At 44.2% G+C, this 19,123-nt stretch carries 20 protein-coding genes; 12 read left to right on the top strand and 8 right to left on the bottom strand.

Features of this window, described 5'->3' with window-relative positions:
• Positions 1–40: 40 nt before the first annotated feature.
• From gspH to SWOO_RS24265, 7 genes are all read left to right on the top strand, one after another.
• Positions 41–622, top strand: a complete 582-nt coding sequence (gene gspH, locus SWOO_RS24295; RefSeq protein ID WP_012327297.1) for a type II secretion system minor pseudopilin GspH — start codon at positions 41–43, stop codon at positions 620–622.
• Entirely contained in the window at positions 603–1,022 is a 420-nt protein-coding gene (gspI, locus tag SWOO_RS24290) for a type II secretion system minor pseudopilin GspI (protein ID WP_012327296.1), read from the top strand. The genes gspH and gspI overlap by 20 nt, the downstream gene beginning before the upstream one ends.
• Positions 1,000–1,794 (top strand): type II secretion system minor pseudopilin GspJ, encoded by a 795-nt coding sequence (gene gspJ, locus SWOO_RS24285; protein ID WP_012327295.1) that lies wholly within the window; start codon positions 1,000–1,002, stop codon positions 1,792–1,794. Before gspI ends, gspJ begins: the two co-directional genes overlap by 23 nt.
• Complete coding sequence (gene gspK, locus SWOO_RS24280) at positions 1,794–2,795, top strand: type II secretion system minor pseudopilin GspK (RefSeq protein ID WP_012327294.1); 1,002 nt, start codon at positions 1,794–1,796, stop codon at positions 2,793–2,795. The genes gspJ and gspK overlap by 1 nt, the downstream gene beginning before the upstream one ends.
• Positions 2,796–2,877: 82 nt before the next feature.
• On the top strand, positions 2,878–4,071 hold the full coding sequence (gene gspL / locus SWOO_RS24275; protein WP_041418399.1) for a type II secretion system protein GspL: 1,194 nt from the start codon (positions 2,878–2,880) through the stop codon (positions 4,069–4,071).
• Position 4,072: 1 nt separating this feature from the next.
• Positions 4,073–4,549, top strand: a complete 477-nt coding sequence (locus SWOO_RS24270; RefSeq protein WP_012327292.1) for a type II secretion system protein M — start codon at positions 4,073–4,075, stop codon at positions 4,547–4,549.
• Positions 4,550–4,596: 47 nt separating this feature from the next.
• Entirely contained in the window at positions 4,597–5,355 is a 759-nt protein-coding gene (locus tag SWOO_RS24265; RefSeq protein ID WP_012327291.1) for a type II secretion system protein N, read from the top strand.
• A 238-nt stretch (positions 5,356–5,593) separates the two neighbouring features.
• Here the strand turns inward: SWOO_RS24265 and SWOO_RS26415 are convergent, their stop codons facing one another.
• Positions 5,594–5,722 (bottom strand): hypothetical protein, encoded by a 129-nt coding sequence (locus tag SWOO_RS26415; RefSeq protein WP_267864801.1) that lies wholly within the window; start codon positions 5,720–5,722, stop codon positions 5,594–5,596.
• A gap of 176 nt (positions 5,723–5,898) precedes the next feature.
• Positions 5,899–6,363, bottom strand: coding sequence for a nuclear transport factor 2 family protein (locus SWOO_RS24260; protein ID WP_012327290.1), 465 nt, complete (start codon positions 6,361–6,363; stop codon positions 5,899–5,901).
• Between the two features lie 193 nt (positions 6,364–6,556).
• Between SWOO_RS24260 and SWOO_RS24255 the strand changes: the two genes are divergently transcribed.
• A complete protein-coding gene (locus SWOO_RS24255) occupies positions 6,557–7,600 on the top strand; it encodes an IS110-like element ISShwo5 family transposase (RefSeq protein WP_012323703.1) in 1,044 nt (347 codons plus the stop codon).
• A 485-nt stretch (positions 7,601–8,085) separates the two neighbouring features.
• Here the strand turns inward: SWOO_RS24255 and SWOO_RS24250 are convergent, their stop codons facing one another.
• From SWOO_RS24250 to yrfG, 3 genes are all read right to left on the bottom strand, one after another.
• Positions 8,086–9,051 (bottom strand): acyl-CoA desaturase, encoded by a 966-nt coding sequence (locus SWOO_RS24250; RefSeq protein WP_012327289.1) that lies wholly within the window; start codon positions 9,049–9,051, stop codon positions 8,086–8,088.
• Positions 9,052–10,236: 1,185 nt separating this feature from the next.
• Positions 10,237–11,220, bottom strand: a complete 984-nt coding sequence (locus SWOO_RS24245; protein ID WP_012327288.1) for a helix-turn-helix domain-containing protein — start codon at positions 11,218–11,220, stop codon at positions 10,237–10,239.
• Positions 11,221–11,589: 369 nt separating this feature from the next.
• Positions 11,590–12,255 carry a GMP/IMP nucleotidase gene (gene yrfG, locus SWOO_RS24240; RefSeq protein WP_012327287.1) on the bottom strand — a complete coding sequence of 222 codons (666 nt, stop codon included), beginning with the start codon at positions 12,253–12,255 and terminating at the stop codon, positions 11,590–11,592.
• A gap of 174 nt (positions 12,256–12,429) precedes the next feature.
• Here yrfG and nudE point away from each other — a divergent pair, with 174 nt between their 5' ends.
• From nudE to SWOO_RS24220, 4 genes are all read left to right on the top strand, one after another.
• Positions 12,430–12,975 carry an ADP compounds hydrolase NudE gene (gene nudE, locus SWOO_RS24235; protein ID WP_012327286.1) on the top strand — a complete coding sequence of 182 codons (546 nt, stop codon included), beginning with the start codon at positions 12,430–12,432 and terminating at the stop codon, positions 12,973–12,975.
• 63 nt (positions 12,976–13,038) lie between these two features.
• Positions 13,039–13,851, top strand: a complete 813-nt coding sequence (cysQ, locus tag SWOO_RS24230) for a 3'(2'),5'-bisphosphate nucleotidase CysQ (RefSeq protein ID WP_012327285.1) — start codon at positions 13,039–13,041, stop codon at positions 13,849–13,851.
• Positions 13,844–14,305: a GNAT family N-acetyltransferase gene (locus tag SWOO_RS24225; protein WP_012327284.1), complete on the top strand. Its 462-nt coding sequence runs from the start codon at positions 13,844–13,846 to the stop codon at positions 14,303–14,305. Before cysQ ends, SWOO_RS24225 begins: the two co-directional genes overlap by 8 nt.
• Before the next feature lie 5 nt (positions 14,306–14,310).
• Positions 14,311–15,600, top strand: a complete 1,290-nt coding sequence (locus tag SWOO_RS24220; RefSeq protein WP_012327283.1) for an MFS transporter — start codon at positions 14,311–14,313, stop codon at positions 15,598–15,600.
• A gap of 51 nt (positions 15,601–15,651) precedes the next feature.
• Here the strand turns inward: SWOO_RS24220 and mnmH are convergent, their stop codons facing one another.
• The 3 genes from mnmH to SWOO_RS24205 form a co-directional block, all read right to left on the bottom strand.
• A complete protein-coding gene (gene mnmH, locus SWOO_RS24215) occupies positions 15,652–16,758 on the bottom strand; it encodes a tRNA 2-selenouridine(34) synthase MnmH (protein ID WP_012327282.1) in 1,107 nt (368 codons plus the stop codon).
• Positions 16,758–17,798, bottom strand: coding sequence for a selenide, water dikinase SelD (gene selD, locus SWOO_RS24210; RefSeq protein WP_041417846.1), 1,041 nt, complete (start codon positions 17,796–17,798; stop codon positions 16,758–16,760). The genes mnmH and selD overlap by 1 nt, the downstream gene beginning before the upstream one ends.
• A gap of 179 nt (positions 17,799–17,977) precedes the next feature.
• The gene (locus SWOO_RS24205) at positions 17,978–19,084 is read right to left on the bottom strand and encodes an acyl-CoA desaturase (RefSeq protein ID WP_012327280.1); all 1,107 of its coding nucleotides are present in this window, start codon (positions 19,082–19,084) and stop codon (positions 17,978–17,980) included.
• Positions 19,085–19,123: the final 39 nt, after the last annotated feature.

Here is a 19,123-nt window from a genome sequence, read left to right as displayed (position 1 = left end):
TTTATCCCGATCCTATGACGTCGCCGAGAGCCACTACTTGATGAGAACTCTTCATCAAAAAGGCTTCACCTTAATGGAAGTGTTATTGGTCATTCTCTTAATGGGACTGGCCGCTTCTGCTGTGACCATGAGTATGAGTGGCGCCGATAAAAAACGTGAGCTGGAGAAAACGGCTCAGCAGTTTATGGCAGCGACTGAGATGGTACTGGATGAGACGGTACTCAGTGGACACTTTATTGGCATAGTGATCGAAGATGATAGCTATAAGTATGTCGTCTATGACGAAGCCAAGTGGAAACCGCTGACTCAAGACAGGATCTTAGGTGAGCGGGAGATGGAGCCCGGGGTAAGGATCGATCTGGTACTCGATGGTTTACCTTTGGTGCAAGATGATGAAGAGCAAGATAGCTGGTTTGAGGAGCCTTTGATTGAAAAATCCGAGGAAGATAAGAAGAAGTTTCCTGAGCCACAGATCTTGCTGTTTCCAAGTGGAGAAATGAGTGCTTTTGAGCTGATGTTTGTCAGTGAAGATGAAACTGGCAAAGAGGTTGAGGCGTTAGTGGTTGGTGATGCATTGGGACGTATGACTCAGGGGAGAGACCATGGTTTCGATGAGCACTAATATTCGTTCCTCTATTGGTTCTTCTCGCTCCCGCAAAGCGAAAGGGATGACACTGCTTGAGGTGATTGTGGCGCTTGCCGTGTTTTCAATCGCTGCCGTCTCTATCACTAAAAGCTTAGGTGAGCAGATGGCGAATATGCCCATTTTAGAGCAGCGTACTTACGCTCAATGGGTTGCCGACAATGTGATGGTTGATGCCAGATTGGAGGCCAAATTTCCCGATCTTGGTAAGAAAGATGGGCAAGCAGAGTTAGCCGGTAAAGAGTGGTACTGGCGCAAAGAGGTGGTGAAGACCACAGACGATAAGTTTCGCATGATCCGAGTCAGTGTCAGTGACGATGAACGTTATGAACGTATTGTCGCTCAGGTAAGTAGTTATGTGCTCAACCAAGATAAATAAAACTGCAGGTTTTACCCTGCTTGAGATGATCATCGCCATCGCCATCTTCTCTATGTTGGGCCTTGCTTCTAATGCCGTGCTGCAAAATGTGATGCGCAATGATGAAGTAACCAAGGACTTCTCTAATAGGCTTAAGGCGATGCAGCAAGGATTTGGCGCTTTAGAGCGAGATTTTGGTCAGATGGTGGCACGCTCTCCTCGTTTACTTGAGGGTGGCCGCGGAACAACGGTTTTTCAAACGGGTTCAGATATTTTAGATTCTGAATCAGAAGCCCTAGTGTTTTTTCGGATAGGTTGGCTCAATCCCGATGGGATCTTACCAAGAGGAAGCATTCAGTCGGTTGTCTATGTGGTTAGTGAAAATAATCTTGAGCGTTGGTACTACCCCTATCCAGAACCTGAGTTTGGTAGCGATCCGATAAAAACCATAGTGATGCGCGATGTGATCTCGGTGGAATACTCCTTCTTTGTCGAAGACAAATGGGAGCGAAAGGTCGATGCAGCCAATCTACCTAAGGCTATCGCCATGGAGATTGAACTTGAGGGAGTAGGCAAGATCCAGCGTAAGTTTTTACTGCCAGTTGGCGCCAAAGCGGGTTCTGGCGATGACAATGGTAGTAATGGCGGCAATAACAACGGCGATAATAAAGACGGCAGTAATAACACCGGCGGTGGCAGTAGTAGCGGTGGTAGCAGCGGCGGCGGTAGTAATAACGGCGGTGGAACTAACAACGGTGAAGATGAGAATGGCCGTGAAAAGGGTGGTGGTTAATGGGTAAGCTACCCCGTAAGCAGCGGGGCGTTGCGCTGATTGTGGTGCTGCTGATTGTGGCTCTGGTGGCCGTTATCGCAACCAATATTAATAGCCGTAACCATCTCTCAATGCGCCGCACATTAAACTTGGCTCAATACGATCAAGCTTACTGGTATGCACTCTCAGCTGAAGAGTTGACCAAAAAGGTATTAAAGCAAGATCTCGAAGACGCTGAGGGCAGAGTGCACCGCCAACAATACTGGGCACAAGCAGATGTTGTTTTTCCAGCTGAGCACGGTGAGATAGGCGGTAAGATCAGCGATATGCGCGCTTGTTTTAACCTAAACTCGCTGTCTATCGACACTAAAGGCCAGCTAGATGGCAACGGTCAGCCTAAATTGCCACTGGCGGCGATTCAGTATCAGGGCTTATTAATGGCATTAGGTATGGATGAGTTTTCAGCCGAGCGGTTGACCCATACCCTGAAAGATTATCTCGATGAGGATACCACTGCGAGTCCTTTCGGCGCTGAAGATGCCGAATATGAGTCGCGCAATGTCCCCTATCGTGCTGCAAATACCTTGATGAGTCACCGCAGTGAGTTAAGAGCGGTTATGGGGTATTCTCAGGATATCTATCTTAAATTATTGCCCTATATCTGTGTGATACCGGGTAATACACAGCAGCTGTTGAACGTGAATACGATTGAGGTAGAGCAAGCTGCACTGTTAGCAGGTATGTTTGATGACAAGATGTCGGTCAGTGAAGCAGAAAGTATTATTAACCAGCGCCCAGGCGATGGTTTTGAAAAAATTGAAGATTTTAAAGAGAACTCATCGGTTGCAGGATTATTAGCTGCTGACGCAGCGTTATCATCGAGCTTTGTGGTTGATAGCAAATATTTCCGTCTTGAAGCGGGGGCAAAGGTCGATACGGCTATGTTCCGTTTAGAGAGCATCATCAAGACTGACGGCTCGAGTTTCGAGATATTAACCCGACAGTTTGGTGGGCAGAAATAGCCCACTTTATATTTGTTGAGTAACAGAATAAAAATAATGAGATCTTATCGCCGTAGCGCCATAAGATAGGTGGAGAATGAATGTGAGTGAAAGATTATTTATTCGCTTAGGAACAAGTTCAGATCAAGCATGCTCTTGGTTGGTTTGGTCCGAGCAGGAGCAGGAGATCATCGCTTCAGGTGAGCTAAAAGATGCCAGTGCATTAAGTAGCTTAACTGAGCGTGCCGGTAACCGTCCTGTGGATGTGTTGGTGCCATCATCTGCGATCACATTGACCTCTGTGGAGTTGCCAGAAAAAGGGCAACGCCAAGCCATTCAAGCGCTTCCTTTTATGTTAGAGGAGTCGCTAGCTGAAAACGTCGATGAGCTTCATTTTGTCCCCGGTCCACGTACCGATGGCGAGCTGAGTGTTGCCGTTGTTGCACATCAGCAGATGCAGGATTGGTTAAGCTGGTTACATGAGGCTGGGCTTAAAGTTAAGAATGTTGTGCCTGACTGCTTAGCTCTTCCTCTTGATGAGTGCCAGTGGGCAGCGATTAAGTTTAACCAAGAGTATCTGGTTAGAACCGGTGAAGGTTCTGGTGTGAGTTTGACTCAAGACTGGTTAGATACGCTACTGCCTAGATTGTTACCAGAAGGGCAAGAGACACCTGTGACCGTTGCCGGACACAGTGAACTGGCCTTTGCTGGTGCAGATATCAAGCCTCAAGCCCTTGAGCTGCCTATGTTAGTACTGGCTAAAGGGATACTTTCAGCTCCCCTGAATCTGTTATCTGGTGTTTATACCCCTAAGCGTGAATACGGTAAAAATTTACTGCTTTGGCGTAATGTCGCCATTGTGATTGGTGTTGCCTTAGTACTTGGTTTAGTTAATAAAGGGCTCAATATTCATCAGATGAATACAGAGCAGGCGAGACTGAAAGCGGAAAGTGAAGCTATCTACAAGCGAGCGGTGCCCGGCAGTTCGAGAATTGTAAACCTGAGATCTCAGATGGAGAAACAGCTGCGAAGCATGCAGGGAGGCAGTGGTGGCAGTGAGTTTTTCACTATGCTTCAAGGCTTAGAACCCGCCTTTACTCAAGTGCCAGAGCTAAAGCCTACGACCTTGCGTTTTGACAGCGTCCGCAATGAACTGAGAATGCAGGTCATCGCTAAGAGTTATGCCCAGGTTGAGCAGTTTAAGACGATAGTGTCAGCCTCCTATCAGCTTGATTCAGGAGCGATGAACAGTGGTGAAGACTCAGTGACCAGCACCTTAACGCTGAGGAGCAAATAAGATGGATAATCTAAAAGCTTGGTGGAGTGGTTTAGAGCTACGTGAACAACAACTCGTTGGTACATGTGGTGTGTTTCTCGTGGTAGGGATTCTCTATTGGGGGATCTGGACGCCGATCGCCAATGCAGAGCTCGATGCTGAACGTGGCCTACAGGCGCAGCAGAACACCTTAAATTATGTCAAGCAGACAGCGAATAAGATTGCTGGTTTGAAAGAGAGTGGCAATAAAACCAGTTTCAGAGGAAGTTTGAGTGCAGCCGTGAATCAGAGTGCAGGTACCTATGGTCTTGAGATCACACGTATGCAGCCTCAAGGAAATAAGATACAGATCTGGATGGATGATGTACCATTTGATGCCTTGTTAGCCTATCTCAATGATCTGGTGCAGGGAAAAGGTTTATCGCTTGATAGTATTGACCTTGCTGAGTCGGATCTACCTGGTTTAGTGAAGGTTCGCCGAATCCAGCTTTCACAGTAAGCCAGCTTTAACAATAAAGAGCTGATGGTTTTTATTAAGGTGTAGTAGTGAATTTAACGAAAAAGATTATTTTGGGTGTGGTGATCTACTTAGGGTTTATCATCGCACTGTTTCCAGCCAGTGTTGCCGTAAAACTGGCCCCATTGCCAAATAATATCAGTGTATCTGGTGTTTCAGGAACGATCTGGTCAGGAAAAATTGAAACCTTGAGCATCCAGAGACGACAGCTTGAGCTGGTTCAGTGGCAGTTAAGCCCTTGGGGGCTCTTTTTAGGTAAGGCGAATTTAGATCTGGTTATCGGTAATCGTGGAACGGCGGTTAATGGCAAGGGGTTAGTGTCGCTCTCTGGCTCAGGTATTGACGCCGAGGGGTTAAGATTTGAGGCGCCAAGTAGCTTTCTGCTAGGTAATACCCGTTTACCGTTCCGCACTGAAGTCAGCGGTGATATCAGTCTGTTTGTGGATACGCTCCAGCAAGGTATTCCTTTATGTGAGCAACTAAACGGCAAGCTTTTTCTTAATACTGTTCAGGTCAAAAACCAGTTTGGCAACTATCCACTAGGTGACATCGAGCTTGGACTGAGCTGTGAAGATGGCAACGTCAAAGTTCGCTCCGATGAGCAGATGAATCAGCTTGGCTTTGATGGCACTGTGTTAGTAAAAGCTGAGAAGATGGTTCAGGTAAGCGCCAAAATTAAAGAGACCGCTTCACAACCAGCGGATCTGAAGAAAGCGTTAGCCTTCTTGGGTAAGAAAGATAGCCAAGGTTATTATCCGATTAGTTATCAAGGACGTTTACCCCTTTAGCTTACTTGCCGGATAGCAAGTTTGAAGTATCTTTTGGGGTTAGTTTTACTAGTTCCATTGGGCTAGTTTGGTATTTGGCTAGTTTGCTGAATGCCATGGCTGAATTGGTGTTTATTGCTTGCAGCAGGCCGATGTGCAAACACTTCTGCGACACTCCGCAAGCATATCTGACCTCCAAGGATGGAGGAAATGCAGAAAAAATGTTTGGAACATTTTCTGCCCTGTGGGCTCTACGACTTCAAACAACGTCCATGTTTACCGGCCAGTTCGATATCCCTATTTCTCGCTCAAAGAGTTCCACTTCGTGTAACTTCGCCCTGCTGTCGAAGCTCACTGCCGCATCTACACCTGACTCGGGCTTCGACATAAGTATCTCTTCGATTTTACTTCAAGTGATCAAACACGTTTTTGGACAAAAATGCGTTAGAGTTTAAGCTCTGAAAATGACTGCTGCCATTAAGGGAGCTATGGCGATCAGATAAGCCGTAACGCCGCAACAGCCGAGAGCGTAGCGAGTCGGCTGATTGCGCTTGTTATGTGAACTTACTCACTATATTTTCTTATAACTGATACTTTTCCATTTTCAATTTCAAGAACTTCAGTTGTATCGTAAGAAAATCTAACTTCTGTTTTTGTTTGAGGATGAATACCTTTAGATACGGTGTCATATTTGATAATGACAACATTGTAACCTACTGTAATCGAAATTAGAGTTGCTGAATGTTCAGTATGCCCTCCAAGGTAATACAGCATACCTTTTCTCATATTTTCTTTGCCATCAGGTTGTCGAATGTCATCAGAATCATAAGGTAGGTGTTGATGACCAATATCTTGAGTTAGTAAAGCTAAATAGTTTTCAATATCCTCTTTGGATGCATCGGGGGCTTGTGTTGCAACCCATAAGTCAAAGTAGTTTTTGGCAAAATGCTCTAGTTTAACTTCTGTGCTATTAGCTAATACTAATGTGGAAAAGAAAAAGCTAAGGCTTAAAGTAATCCATTTGAACATCTAATTCTCCTTATTTGATTGTTCACATAACGCCCTAATAATGTGCAAAAAATTGTTGGCTAAAATGTTGAGGAACGAAAACAGCCAACTGTTTTTTGTCCTTATTAATTAGCTTGATAATCATTGAGCCTCCTCCCTAGCAAACCGCATTAGCAGTATGCTGAAGGTGACGAAACCAACAGGAGAAAGCTCAATGAGATTTTATAATAACTCACATCCATACTACTGTGGAATTGATTTACATGCGCGCTTACTTTATGTCTGCATTATTGATTCTAAAGGGAAAGTTGCTGTACATAAAAAGATTGATGCAGACAAAGGTGACCTGTTGCGCATACTTGAACCATATATAGGTAATGTCATAGTCGGCGTTGAGTGCATGCACTGCTGGTATTGGGTCTCTGATTGGTGTGCTGAACTTGGCATCGACTTTGTCTTAGGCCATGCCCTGTATATGAAGGCTATTCACGGAGGTAAAACCAAAAACGATAAAATCGACTCCTTTAAAATAGCGTCGCTACTTCGTGGTGGTAACTTCCCAATCGCTTACAACTACCCTAACGAAATGCGTGCTGCCCGCGACCTACTACGTCGCAGAATGAAGATAGTCCGTCACGGTGCCATGCTCAAAGCTCATGTTGTTAATACAAACAGCCAGTACAACTTACCTGCGACAGAGTTAAATCTTAAAAACATTTCCGCAAGACAAAAATTACGTCAACAATATAAAGACCCTATCGTACAGCGAAATATAGACTTAGACATGGCACTTCTCGATTGCTATGCCAAGGAACTCGCTCAGGTTGAATGGTTTATTGAGAAACAAGCCAAAAACCATAATCCCGTTTATCTTGAATTACTTAAAACCGTTCCAGGTATTGGTAAGATTTTATCGCTGACTATCCTTTATGAAATCGGTGATGTCACTCGGTTTGAATCAGTTCAAAAATTTGCCTCATACTCTCGTTTAGTGAAATGCAAAGCTGAGTCAGCTGGTAAAACCTACGGCACCAACGGCAATAAAATCGGTAATGCGCACTTGAAATGGGCGTTCTCTGAAGCGGCAGTGCTTTACCTTCGTGGTAATGATAAAGCGCGTAACTATCTTAACCGATTACAAAAACGGATGAGCAAAGCCAAAGCACTATCTGCGCTAGCTCATAAGCTTGGACGTTGTGTCTACTTCATGCTGAAAAACAAAACGGTGTTTGATGAACAACGATTTTTGAAAGGATAAGTCGCGCAATAAGGTGAGCTGAACGTCTAACTAGATACTCTTAAAAAGAGAAGCGAGCATGACTGTGAATGATGTGGCTAATGAAATAATAATTTCTCACCATCATCACTATGCCAAGTGCGACTTAAGCTACATAGACTTGATTAGACACCTTATTGGCGCGCATTAATTAATACAATCAACAAAGTCGTTTACCCCCTAAATGAGCCTGAAACTAACTGTGCTATAAGCACCTGAGACTTGAATAGTGCCATCTTAGGGTTAACCGATAACTGTCTAGTGCCCCTGATATTCCAAAGGATTGGACTGCGTCAGGCTGCGATAAGATCGTAATAAGAGAGCCTCTATATGTGTTTGCTGTAAACGATGATTTGACAGCGCACCGACATGCGAAGTGGATGAATTTGTTGATTGATTTAAATTTGACTGCACAAGCAGCCAAACTAGTTAAGCTCGCCTATTGACTGGCGGGAGGCTCATATGTGTTAGCTGCCTTTTCGTATAAACTTTGCGACTTCGCAGTCCTCAGGCACTCGTTCAACTCGACTGTCAATATTATCAGAAACTTTGACTAATTCTGACCTAGCTGGTAGCTGCTTTGGCAATTTAATGTTTTTAACGATTCTTAGATTATGTAAAGCGTTTAGAACCCACCACCCTGGATCTGGTTCGTCACTGTACAAGCCTAACATTGCGGAACCCGGATAAGCATGATGATTGTTATGCCACGCTTCTCCCATTGAAAGGAAACCCGCTACTTTAATATTGTGGCCTTGTACCGCAGCTCCTTCAACTTCCCAAGTTTTATCGCCTTTATTATGGGCAAAGTAACCAATGAGCCAATGACCACCGACAGATATTACAATTCGAACAGAAACGCCCCAAACTAACCAAGGTATACCACCAATAAGAAATAAAGGAATGGCTAGGACTAATTGTTGAAGCATCCACGTTTTTTCTATGAATTGATAAAACTTATTTAAGGATACCGATTCTTCTATATTAAATTCGGGAGGGTTGTTTAGTACAAGATCACAATTTAATTGCCACCAACCATCCTTTAGTATTTTTGAGCCATGTAATAAGTAATCATGACACTGAGTTTGTCTTTGCGCCCAATCACGAAGGTCATGTTGAATCATCATGCCTATTGGGCCTGCCATTCCAACTAACACACCCAAATATACAAACAAATACTCCATCCATTTAGGACATTCATATGAGCGATGAATTAGCAATCTATGCATTCCTAGCGAATGCCCAAAACATAATGTAATAGCTGTAAGGATTAAAAAGACAAAAAAGGCGGAAAAAGACAAAACAAATGGAGCAATTAAAATAGTTGCTAAGAGATGAGTCAAAAACCAAATAGATTTAACAGGCTTCCATTTTACAGTGCCACTAAAAGCACTATGTTTATCATTTGAATAAACTCTATCCGTATTGAGCATGACTATCCTAAGGCTGCTAACATTTGTATATACGGCTTGCGCGTTTTGCCAAGCCATGTTGAGAAAGCGTGCACAGTAAAATACCTGAAAAGTTAATTAATAACAGCTTATTAAACACTTACGCTTAAGATTGTATCCAATACACTCTAGGACAAAACTTAGTCGCACACTTTGTTTGCCTCGTATCTCCTGCAAACCGAGCCAGCGCGTTTTTAGTTACTTGAATTTACATCTATTTTTATTTTCACTCAACAACAAACCGTGAACTGATTGCGCAAAAACTTAGAGATTTACCGCACTAAACCGATACTACTGTATAAAAGTGCAAACATTGGTTAACTAAAAGGTTGTCGCTAGACGGAACCCATACCTTGCTAACTGATGAGGAAAAGTATTACAAAAAGGTCAGTACTGCATAGGGCAAATTACTGTCACTAATGCATAAAGAGATAAAGCCAAATCGAAGAGACAAATAAACAGGTGTAGATGCGGCAGTGACCATCCGTGACATGGCCGTTCTATGACATCCATGTCACCACGGCATTTGTGAATCCATTCACATCAGACATCACGGCCGAGACTATAGGGATATACTCGTGTCGTGTCACTGAAGTAGCTGCACATAAGCCTGCGGCAAGCAATAAACAGTAATGAAGGTGAGACCTTCAAACAGACCACCAAATAACAAAACAACTGAATATTAATCAAGAAATGTAATCAGCCTTCATTTGAATGCTAACCAATTTTGGGGCAAAAATCAGTTATGGAACCCTACCAAGTAAAGATAAATCGAAGAGACAAATGAACAGGTGTAGGTGCGGCTACGAGCTTCGATTTCAAGGATGAAATCGCAGAGCGTATAGGGATATATTTTACAACGATATCCCTATCTAAGTGCCAGTTCAGCATCCATGCTTCTCGTTCGTAAGCTTGAAGCCCTGCTTCACTCACCGTCTCGTAGAAGTAGCTGCACATAAGCACGCTGCAAGCGATAGGTACCAATTGTAGGTATGACCTTCAATAACCCAACTTAATACAAACTTAGCTAAAAGCTATCAAGCTAGATCCTACTATTACCAACAAGAGGGAGTTTGGGATGACGGCTAACGGATAAAAATGTCATTGGCGTTCATTCGAACGCCATTAACGTTAGGTGGAGCCACGCTCTTGCTGAAATTGGTTGATTTAGTTGTTTTGAGGCTTCTCTAGCAATTCCATTAAACCCACTAAGGCGGCGAAGAGTATTGCGCCTACTGGCCAAATGATCCAAGTGGTGCCCCAGTCCATGGTCCAAAGGCTCCATCCTAGAAAGATTGCTATTAATAATGGCCAATAAAAAGCGGCTAGTTTTTCTGCACGCTTGTTGCGTTTGGTTTGCTCTGTGTCTGCTCCCTTATCTTGCAGAATATGGTTATATGCATCGAGCTTTGTTGATGCTGGGATGATGAAAAATAGCCCTGCTGATACCATTAACAGTAGGACGGCTATCATCATTAGCACCATTCCCGAAGTATCAAAAAACTGGTTAACGACTATCAATGGTACAAAACTGAAAATAAACAGGCTAATGGCGATGAATAAGCTGCGGTTATACCTAGGTTGATATGCTGCTAGTCGCTCACTAAAAATACTGTGGACGCCATAAGCTAGCTCAAAATCTTGGTTTTCAATCGCAGCGGTTTCATTTTTAAATTGGTTGGTTTTTATAAAAAAGCTGACTGCTGTTGCAACTAACATCAGCACGCATACCAATCCGATAGTGGTCGCTGCATCATCGGTTATACCCATTCGTTGGGTCTCTGCCATTGCCAGAAAGAAGAATAGTGGTATGGCAGAGCAAACAGATAAAATAACGCCTTTCGTTATCAGTGCTGCTTCCTGTATTTTGCTGTTAACGTACTGTGTGGCTTGCTCTAAGCTGACTTGATTAAGGTTTGATGGTTTAGGTTCATCGTTGTAGCTATTAGCTTCATATTCATCTTTAAGTAGGAAGTCAGTTGAAACCTCAAAAATGTCGGCCAGTTTAATAATTTTATTTAAATCTGGAATGCTATTAGCGCTCTCCCATTTAGATACTGACTGTCGAGATATAGCCATTTTTTCGGCTAATTCTTCCTGCGACCAACCTAGTTGTTTTCTTAACCTGATAATCTTTTCCGCTAAAATCATAAGATACTTCCCTGATGTTTAATTGAGTCGTCAGCTTAGAAAACTAGGTGGTTGCAGACTAGCAAGCTCAGTTGTTATTTTGTCAACTACTGGTTGCGTTTTAGCTATCTTACTAAATTTAGGTAGTTTTTATCACCTAGTAAGGACGATACAACCAACGTAGTTGAGAATTTTGCATCATTATAACAAATAGACAAATAAAGCTGCTTACCACGGAGTGCCGCGGAGAAAATCAATAGCAAACTCCAGCTTTTCTCCGAGATCTCCGTGAAGCGCTCTGTGGTGAAAAATCGTTTTATTATTTGGTAGAAAACAAAGGGAGCGTTATGTATAGAAAATGTCATTGGCGTTCATTCGAACGCCAAAAGCTTATTTTGCTAACAGGTCATCGAGCAGAAGGTGATAATCCCCAATAGCGGGAAAGTCGCTAAATACTTTATGGGGTTTCTGGCTGTCTGGGTTAGTGATCCCGAGTTGATGGCCAACACCTGCATCTCTGGACGCTTGTAAAATCACTTCGCTGTCGTCGATAAACAGGCAACGTGATGGGTCCAAGGAGAATTGCATAAAGAGATGCTGCCAGAAGTACGGATGCTCCTTGGGGTACCCGGTTTCATGGCTTGAAAGCATCTGATCTAGCCCAAGTGCTAGATCTGTATGTTCGAGCTTTAAGGCTAGGCTGTTGGGATGGGCATTGGTGACTAAGATGCGGGATTTATTCTCTGCGCCAAGGGCCTTAAGAAAGGGCATGCTGTCCTGTCTTAACTGGATTCTGTCTACTAAGGTTTTATGCAGATTTAAGATATCTAGCTGTAACTCATTCTGCCAGTAATCGAGGCAATACCACTCCAAGGTGCCAAATACTTTTTCGTAGGCGGCTTCAACTAGCTTGATGGCTTCTTCAGTATCGATACCCCTTTGTCGGCTGAGCTCTTGCGGTACCAGGTTTAACCAGAAGTGGTTATCGAAATGAAGGTCGAGTAGGGTGCCGTCCATATCGAGTAAGACTGTATCTATCTCATTCCAGGGAAACATATGACGTGTTCAAATCCTTTTTTTGTGGGGTTATTTGAGTTTGTCATCAGCAGCTGTTGAAACGCATGCAGTGAACATCTCTTTTATTATCTTAATTCAATTTGCGTTCTTTGAAGAAATTTGAGTATATGTAGTAAGATTATACTGAAATATCAATTTTAGTCAGGGACTTTCATGAATAACAAGAAGCCAGAGATTTTAGGCGCAGAGATTGTTGCCCAGAGTCGTTTGTTTAAAATTGAGCAGGTGCACCTGAAGTTTTCTAATCAGGTTGAGCGCCATTATGAGAGAATGAAGGGCAATAATCGTGGCGCTGTGATGGTCGTCCCTGTGTTGAATCGCGACACTTTATTGCTGGGTCGTGAATATGCCGCTGGTACTCACTCCTACGAGCTAGGTTTCCCCAAAGGTTTGATTGATCCCGGTGAAGAGGCCCATGAGGCTGCTAATCGTGAGCTGCAAGAGGAGATAGGTTACGGTTCTAAAAAGCTAACCCACCTGATGGAACTGAGTCTAGCTCCCGGTTACTTTGCCAGTAAGATGCAGATTTTCATTGCTGAAGATCTCTACGAAAGCCAACTCGAAGGGGATGAGCCAGAGCCTATTGAGCTAGCCCCTTGGCCGATCGAGAAGTGGCAAAGTTTGCTAGAGAGGGAGGATTTTTCTGAATCTCGAAGCGTAAGTGCCTTGTTTTTAGCTTTGAAATACCTAAAACTGTAATGGTGTAGCAAGAAAATTTACTCTTTTTAAATCTGTAAGTAGTTATAGGCTGTTGGAGCAGTTATGAAGCCAGAAGATTATGTAGAGCAGGCCATTGAGATCGCTATGGTTGCGGGGAAGAAGATCCGTGATATCTATCTTAAAGGGACGTTTGAGAAAGAGACCAAGTCAGACAACACACCTGTCACTTCGGCTGATATTGCCGCGCACAATATTATCACCTCAGCACTGCAATCGTTAACTCCGGATATTCCCGTTTTATCTGAGGAAGATGCCGACATCCCTTTTTCGACACGTCAGCACTGGGATCGCTACTGGTTAGTTGATCCCTTAGATGGCACTGGAGAGTTTATCGCTGGCAGTGGAGACTTCTCGGTGATTATCGCGTTAGTTGAACATAATCGCCCTATCATGGGGATTGTTTATGTACCGATGACTGAAGTTTGCTACTACGCGATAGCGGGTTTAGGTGCCTATAAGCGTGACGAGAGATCTGAAGTCCGCATTATGAGTCACCAACTTCCTCAGAGTAAAGATCCCGCTTTAAAGTTGGCCGTGAGCCGCCGTCAGGATCCAAAATCTGTCCTTAAACTGTTTAGCCACTCTAAGCACTGCGATCTTATTGTGCTCGGTGGAGCCGCTCTGAAAAGCTGCCTCATTGCCGAAGGCAAAGCTGATTGTTATGTACGCATCGGCCCGACAGGCGAATGGGACACTGGCGCTGCGCAGATCATCGTAGAAGAGGCTGGCGGTCAGATTATGGATATCAGCTTGCAGCCACTCACCTATAACGAAAGAGAAAGCCTAGAAAATCCTAACTTTATCGTGGTTGGTTCCCCTCAACTGGAGTGGGATCAGATCCTGATTAATGAGTGATTTCGTTCAGGTATCTCTGGCGCATAAGTCGGATCTTCGAGCCATTGATGCGTTAGAGCAAAGCTGCTTTCATGGCCACTCCTACCCAGACTTTTTCTTTAGGCAAGCACTGGACTGCTGGCCGAATGGCTTTTGGGTTGCGAAAGATAATCAAGGTAATATTGTCGGTTATCTACTGGCGTCTACAAGCGATAAACCCAATGTCTGCTGGCTTTTATCGGTTGCTGTAGCGGATATTGCTCGTGGAAAAGGGGTTGGGTCAAAACTGATATCGCAGCTTATTAATGCGTTGGCGAGTGATATTAATCAGATCAATTTAACTGTGGCTCCCGACAATCCAGCCAAAGCCCTCTACCTAAGGTCTGGCTTTACTGAACAAGGTTTTGAAACCGATTATTTTGGTGAGGGAGAGCCTAGGTTACTCATGAGCTATTTTAGAGCGGAGCACACCTAAGGCTGATGTTATTTAGCAGACGTTTTTTCCCCTATTTTGTTACTCAATGCCTAGGTGCATTAAACGATAATGTGTATAAAAACGTACTGCTTCTGATGGTGGCTTATGCCAGTGTCGATCAGTTACCTATGTCGATAAACTTGTTTGTTAATATCGCTGCGGCCGTGTTTATTCTTCCCTTTCTGCTGTTTTCAGCCCATGCAGGCTCACTGGCTGATGTTAAAGATAAAGCTTGGCTTATCAGGCGGATTAAGCTGGTTGAACTTGTACTCATGTCGTTCGCTGCGTTAGCGATTTTCAGTCAAAGCTATCTCGCTATGCTGTTTTTACTCTTTCTGATGGGAACGCAATCTGCCTATTTTGGACCTGTGAAGTATGCACTTTTGCCTCAGACATTGAAGCCGGAGGAGCTAGTTCGTGGTAATGCCTGGGTGGAGGTGAGTACATTTCTTGCCATTTTATGTGGCACTGTTGGTGCCGGTGTTTTGGTTTCCAGTGACCAAGGAGTCGGTATTAGTGCGGGGTTAGTTGTTCTTTTTGCAGCAATCGGTGTGCTTGCCAGTTGGAATATCCCCGATTTACCCGCAGATATCGATGCGGATAAACAGCCTAGGAAAGGAAACTGGCAAACGCTTAAATGGGCATTCCAGCAGCGCGATATTTGGGCGGCTATTACAGGTATCAGTTGGTTCTGGTTTCTTGGTGCTAGTTATCTGACTCAGTTTCCTAATTTTACCCGCTTGTTTCTCTTTTCCGATCCCAGTGTTGTGTCGGTATTGCTGGCACTCTTCTCAGTTGGTATTGCTGCTGGCTCCTTTATCTCTGTGCGCCTTTCTAAAGGGAAAGTTGAACTTGGCATTGTCCCATTAGGCTTATGTGGCCTAACTCTGTTTGGTATCGACTTTGTGTTGGCGATACCTGCTGGGGTTGAGTCACTGTATCAAGCTAGCAGTTTTGTGATGAGCGCAGAGCATTACCGTTTGATGTTTGATCTCTTTATGATTGGAGTCAGTGGTGGTGTGTATATCGTTCCCCTGTATAGTTTTATTCAGTCTAAAGCTAAAGCGTCTGAGCGTGCTCAGGTAATTGCTGCTAATAATATTCTTAATGCACTCTTTATGATCACATCGGCAATATTGGCGATAGTCGTACTGCAGTTACTGACGTGGGACATTCCTACTCTGTTTATGATACTTGCTAGCAGTAATCTTTTAGTGTTGCTATTTATCTGCCTGAGAAACGAAGTGTTTCGGCAGTCTGCATGTCACTTTTGGGTTAAAAAGCTAAAAAAATAGCCCTTAAATGAGGGCTATTGTTGAGCTTGTTACCTATTTCGATTGAGCTATTTACCTGTTTCGATAGTGATCTAACCACTCATGCATCGCTTGATGTGAGCCTTTGAAGATGACCCTTTCCTGTTTCTGTTCGAGCTGATACTGATACATAGGATCGTAGTATCGAGTAAGCAGCAGTGATATCCATTCAAGATGACCTTGAGTGTCATTTTGTTGTAATTGCATATTCAATGCTTTGGAGATGATGGTTTGAAACTCATCATGCAACTGGCTACCGAGTCGCTTCTTAATACTGGTGATGCTCTGACTTAAGTACTCGCTAAAGGCCGTGAAACCCGCTTCTTCACCTAATCTTTCCACGTAACCTGAGTGCATCTTGTGTACGTATTCATTGAGTAATCGGGTTAGCCTAGTCTCCTCTGGCTCCTCGAGTACTAAAATATCGGCGTTCTGCATCCCTTCATAAAATGCTTTAGGGATAGCCGAACGTCCAATCAAAAAGCTCTCATCTTCGACAAGTAGACACTGCTCTTTTCTCTCTTGATGTTTAAGTAAAGCGACAGCAAGCTGATTTTCAAAGTTAATTTGAGTCGGTTGCCCCTCATGGTAGCGGCCAAAACTTGAGCCTCTGTGGTGTGCATAACCTTCAAGGTCGACCGCCTCAGATCTTTGCAGGAGGAAGTCTGTTTTACCACTGCCGGTGATCCCGCTAAGGATAAACACTGGCTGCTTGGCTGGTGCGTTATCTATCACCTCAATGAGGTACTGTCTCATGGCTTTGTAGCCACCTTCGACATAGGGGATATCAACACCAGCTTCTTTGATCCATTGCTGCGAAAGTTGAGAGCGTAAGCCGCCACGAAAACAGTAGAGATATGCATCTGGGTGCTGTTTGATAAACGCTAGCCAGGCATCAACTCTTTGCTGCTTCACCTTCCCATTCACTAAAGAGTGGCCTAATGCGATAGCGGCATCTTGTCCCTGCTCTTTATAACAGGTTCCTACACGCTGACGCTCACTGTCCTGCATCAGAGGAAAATTCGAACTCGAGGGGAATGCCCCCTTGTCGAACTCTATCGGTGCCCTAACGTCTATCATCGGATGTCCGCTGAGCATGATCTCTTGATAGGTCGTTTTAGGGATGATGTTCCTGCTCATTAGATCAGTTCCACTAAGGTGGGTTGCTCGGAATGTGTCAGAGTTCCGATACAGTTAGCGGTGATACCGTGGGTTTTGAGCAAAGCCGTGAGCTCTGCTTCAGCGTCACTTGAGACTGATAGGAGTAGGCCGCCACTGGTTTGAGGGTCGCAGATAATGGCTTTTTCAATATCAGTTAATTGAGGTAAATGTTCACAATAGCTCTCGAAATTTCTATGGGTACCGCCAGGAATGCAGCCTAACTCAAGATATTTTTCGGCTTTTGGTAGCAAAGGTAATGTAGGAACCGATATTTGAGCATTGAGTTTTGCGCCTTGGCACATCTCGATAAGGTGGCCAGCTAATCCAAAGCCAGTAACATCTGTCATCGCATTCACGCCTGAGATCTTAGCGGCTAAAGCCCCAACTTTATTCAGCTGACACATGGCATCTACAGCTATCTGAGTATCTTCTGGAGCGATCTTTTTCTGCTTTTGAGCTGTGGTTAAGATGCCTATTCCTAATGGCTTTGTTAGGTAAAGCTTATCACCTGATTTAGCCGTGTCGTTTTGCTTAAGCTCACTCAATGGAATTTGGCCCGATACCGCTAGACCAAATATTGGCTCTGGTGAGTCGATACTGTGGCCGCCAGCGAGCATAATACCCGCATCGGCGCAGGCTTGACGTCCGCCGTCAACGACCTGTTGTGCGACCTCTGCTGGTAAGGTGTTTATTGGCCAGCCTAAAATGGCGATCGCCATCATTGGAGTGCCACCCATGGCATAGATATCGCTGATGGCATTGGTGGCTGCAATACGACCAAAGGTAAATGGGTCATCGACAATTGGCATGAAAAAGTCGGTCGTGCTAATTATGCCTGTCTCGTCATTAAGCTTATAGACGGCAGCATCATCTCGCGTTTGATTACCGACCAGAATGTTTGGATCTTCAAAAAGGGGCAGCTGAGACGCCAGTATTGTGCTGAGGACTTTTGGAGAGATTTTACAACCACAGCCAGCGCCATGACTGTACTCGGTAAGCTTGATTTCTGATTGTAGCATTGGCACAAAGTCCATAGTGATTCGGTTAATCAGCCATAATAGACCTATCGTTAGGCCACTTCAATCAAGACAAGTGTTCTGTTTGCAACACAGTGATAAGGACGGGGAAATTTAGAGAAAAATGAGGACTCTTTATCAATAGGAGCCCTCATATACAACTTGGTATTATACGACAGGTACTATGCGTATGACGCCATTAACAGTTGCCAGTTCTTCTGTTGTGTTTGAAAGCGTAGCTTTAACTCATCCACTTTTTGCATGAGGTGTTGATTCGCCAGTTGCTGTCGCTTAGCTTCAAGTAACTCTTTTTTAGCCAGATAGTAATCAGCAAGGTGTCTCTTAAGAAGCTCATATTCAGCTTGTAGCTTTTCGAGTAGTTCATCGCCATTGGGGAGCAGGGCGATACGGTTTTGCGTCCGCTTAAGTTGCATCTGTAGCTTGGCACTCTCTATACGTTCTTGCGGTGTTACACGTAGGTCTTTAGCAAGTCCGCCCCAACTTAAGGCTTTTATTAACCATTTTGTTGGGTCGTACTGCCACCAACGAATACCATTACGGTAGTCATTCTCAAAGATGTGGTGGAAATTATGATACCCCTCACCATAGGTGAGCAGCGCAATTACGCCGTTGTCTCTGGCTGTGTTTTTATCAGTATATGGCTGGCTACCCCACACATGAGCCAGTGAATTAATAAAGAAAGTACAGTGGTGTACAACAACCAGTCTTAGCAGTCCAGCCATCAATAACATGGCTAACATATCACCGTTGAGCCAGCCAATAAAAGCGGGTAGACCGATATTCATTATTAACGCCAGCGCTAGGTAGTGTTTGTGCTGCCACATCACTATTTTATCGTTTTGTAGATCACGGACGTTTTTATAGTCGTGATACCGCTGAGCCTGATACTCTCTGAGCATCCAACCGATATGGCTATACCAAAAGCCCATTTTGGCTGAGTAGGGGTCTTTGTCATTATTGTCGACATGCTTATGGTGCACTCTATGATCTGATGACCAATGTAGTGCGCTATTTTGTAGGGCTAAGGCGCCGCCTAAAGCATAAAGAAAGCGAACAGGTGCTTTCGCTTTATAGGTTTTGTGGGACCAGAGTCTGTGGTAACCAGCCGTGATTGAGAGGCCACTGGCAAAAGCGAAGCCGATAAAGGCAAGCCATTCTAAAATGCCATAACCATAGGTTAGACCGTACCAAGGAACGAGTATTGCTGCACCAAGAAAGGTGATAGTGAAAAGGGCTACATTTGTCCAGATGAGTGGAGGTTTCGTCATTATTATTATCCAGTTAAACTTTGAGCGTACATCTGTACG

Source organism: Shewanella woodyi ATCC 51908 (assembly GCF_000019525.1).
In the GTDB taxonomy this organism is placed as follows: domain Bacteria; phylum Pseudomonadota; class Gammaproteobacteria; order Enterobacterales; family Shewanellaceae; genus Shewanella; species Shewanella woodyi.
The sequence above is the reverse complement of the archived record's forward strand: the minus strand, read 5'-3'. Positions and strand labels throughout refer to the sequence as shown.